The organism is Luteibacter sp. P4_E6 (assembly GCF_056401535.1).
In genome coordinates, this window is record NZ_JBFUJE010000502.1 from 1 (window position 1) to 2832 (window position 2832).

Below are 2832 nucleotides of genomic sequence, written 5' to 3' on the forward strand. Positions count from 1 at the left end.
CACTTCCGGCAGTCCTAACCGGAGCTCCCCATGCGCTACGTGAAACTCGGCCGCACCGGCCTCGATATCTCCCCACTCGTTCTCGGTTGCATGACCTACGGCGTCCCCGACCGCGGGAACCATGCGTGGACGATGGACGAAGAGGCGAGCCGCCCGTTCATCCGCAAGGCACTGGATCTTGGGATCAACTTCTTCGACACCGCGAACGCCTACTCCGATGGCACCTCGGAAGAAATCGTCGGCCGCGCGCTGAAGGATTTCGCGCGACGCGATGAAGTGGTCATTGCCACGAAGACCTTCTTCCATTGGCGGAAGGGACCGAACGGCGGTGGTCTTTCGCGCAAGGCGATCTTCCACTCGGTGGACGACAGCCTCGCTCGCCTGGGTACCGACTACATCGACCTGCTGCAGATTCATCGCGCGGACCACACCACGCCGGTAGAGGAAACGCTGGAAGCACTCCACGACCTGGTCAAGGCGGGCAAGGTGCGTTACCTCGGTGCCTCGTCGATGTTCGCCTGGCAGTTCGCGAAAATGATCTACACCTCACGCCTGCACGGCTGGACCGAGTTCGCCAGCATGCAGGACCACTACAACCTGCTGCAGCGCGAAGAAGAGCGCGAGATGATTCCCTTCTGCGAAGACCAGGGTATCGCCGTCCTCCCGTGGAGCCCGCTTGCGCGCGGCCGCCTCACGCGCGACTGGGACCAGAGCAGCACGCGTCAGGAGAGCGACGTCTTCGGACGCACGCTGTACAACGCCACCGAGGATTCGGACCGCGCCATCGTCGAGGCGGTGAAAAAGGTCGCGGAACAACGGGGGGTGCCGCGTGCACAGGTCGCGCTGTCGTGGGTGGCGCATCGTTCCGGCGTCACGGCACCGATCGTCGGCGCCTCGAAACCGCACCATCTCGACGATGCGGTCGCCGCGATCGACCTGGTGTTGTCCGACGAAGAAACGGCGACGCTGGAAAATGCGTACGGCCCGCACCCCGTCGCCGGCTTCGAGTAGCCGCCACTCTCTTGCTTGGTAGGAGCCGATTCATCGGCGAAGGCCGCGGCAGCGGCCACCCGTTGGCGGGGCTGTCGCGAGCACCCATTCGCCGATGAATCGGCTCCTACGGCGGAGCATGAAGTACTTGACATGTGTGTGTATGCACGATCAGTATAGATCCATGGCTACCCGTAACGACTTCTGCAACTGCTTCGCCGCCCGTCAGGCGGCGCGGGCGCTGACGCGCTCCTACGAGCGCCACCTGGCACCCAGCGGCTTGACCAGTTCGCAGTTCTCCATCCTGGTGGTACTTGAAGACCGCCCAGGGATYGGCATGCGCGACCTTGCCGAGGAGATGGTCATGGACCGGACCAGCCTGGTTCGTGCGCTTAAACCCCTTCAGCGCGATGGTTTGATCGCCGTCGCGGCTTCGACGGAAGACCCGCGCCAGCACGTCTACGTACTCACTCCGGCAGGTCTGGCCAAGTCGGCCCAGGCGGGTCAGTTGTGGGCGGAGGCTCAGGCCGAGTTCGTCTCGAAGTTCGGTGGCGAGTCTGCTGCCGAAGCCGCACGCGACGCATTTCATCGCATGGGTCAGATGGGCTGACCTTTTTTTGCCTTTAAAAGTGCATACACACATCCACACAGGATCACCACTCATGAGCAGCAACATTCTCGGCACAGCCCTGGTCACCGGCGCGTCCTCAGGCATCGGCGCGGTCTACGCCGACCGCCTTGCGCGTCGCGGTTACGACCTCATCCTTGTCGCACGCAGCAAGGACAAGCTCGACACGCTGGCGAAGCACATCACGAACGCCACCGGCCGGAACGTCAGCATCGTGGCCGCGGACCTCACGCGGGACGCCGACCTTCACCGCGTCGAGCAGGTCATCGGTGACGCAACGGACCTCACCCTCTTGGTCAATAACGCCGGCGTGGGCGCGACTGCCCCACTGCTGCAGGCGGACATCGGCAAGATGACCGATCTCATCACGCTGAACGTGACCGCTCCGACCCGCCTGGCGTACAAGGCCGTGCCGGGCTTCGTTGCACGTGGCAAGGGCGCCGTGATCAACATCGCTTCTATCGTTGCCATCGCGCCGGAGCTGCTCAATGGCGTATACGGCGGAAGCAAGGCATTCGTGCTGGCGCTGAGCCAGTCAATGCATCACGAGCTCGCCGATAAGGGCGTCAAGGTACAGGCCGTCTTGCCGGGCGCGACCGCGACCGATTTCTGGCCGGTTGCCGGATCCGCCGTGGCGAATCTTCCGCCGGATTGGGTGATGAGCGCCGAGGACATGGTCGATGCGTCGCTGGCTGGTTTCGACGCGGGTGAACTGGTGACGATTCCTTCGGTGGAAACCACGGCGCTTGTCGATGCACTGGAAGCGGCGCGTCGTGCCTTGTTCCCGGAGCTGTCGAAGTCGGTGCCGGCGTCGCGGTATGGCGTCAGGGCGAAAGTCGCGGCGTAAACGCGAGCACCCATCGCCGATGAATCGGCGAACGCGCGTCTGCGGGCCTACTTCCGCAGACGCCGCGCAATCGCCTGCTCGATAACATCCGCCGCGACACGCGCACCGTTCTCCGCACGAATGACCACCGCGGCACGCTGCGCTCGCGACGCGACACCCTCGTCGCTCAACAGCGCGCGCAATAGCGTCGTAGCCGCGTCTGCGCGATAGCGCGACGCGGGCAACACATCGCCCACGCCAAGGCGGACGATCCGCGCCGCGTTGTCCGGCTGGTCGAAGCCATGGGGCACGACCAGCTCGGGGCAGCCCGCGCGCAACGCCTCCTGCGTGGTTCCGATCCCGCCGTGATGCACCACCGCCGCCGCGC

Annotated in this window: 4 protein-coding genes; 3 read left to right on the forward strand and 1 reads right to left on the reverse strand. The window is 64.7% G+C overall.

The genetic code is table 11. From position 1 onward, the window contains the following. Nucleotides 1–30 precede the first annotated feature (30 nt). The 3 genes from AC1DT2_RS19900 to AC1DT2_RS19910 all read left to right on the forward strand — a co-directional run bounded on the left by AC1DT2_RS19900 (nucleotide 31) and on the right by AC1DT2_RS19910 (nucleotide 2465). Nucleotides 31–1011 (forward strand): aldo/keto reductase, encoded by a 981-nt coding sequence (locus AC1DT2_RS19900; protein WP_477298229.1) that lies wholly within the window; start codon nucleotides 31–33, stop codon nucleotides 1009–1011. 163 nt (nucleotides 1012–1174) lie between these two features. Further along, entirely contained in the window at nucleotides 1175–1600 is a 426-nt protein-coding gene (locus AC1DT2_RS19905; protein ID WP_477298231.1) for a MarR family winged helix-turn-helix transcriptional regulator, read from the forward strand. Between the two features lie 52 nt (nucleotides 1601–1652). Further along, the gene (locus AC1DT2_RS19910) at nucleotides 1653–2465 is read left to right on the forward strand and encodes an SDR family NAD(P)-dependent oxidoreductase (RefSeq protein WP_477298233.1); all 813 of its coding nucleotides are present in this window, start codon (nucleotides 1653–1655) and stop codon (nucleotides 2463–2465) included. A 47-nt stretch (nucleotides 2466–2512) separates the two neighbouring features. On the opposite strand, the gene AC1DT2_RS19915 is transcribed toward AC1DT2_RS19910, so the two are convergent. Then, nucleotides 2513–2832: glycosyltransferase (locus AC1DT2_RS19915; RefSeq protein ID WP_477298235.1), on the reverse strand; the 320-nt coding region annotated here is incomplete at its 5' end.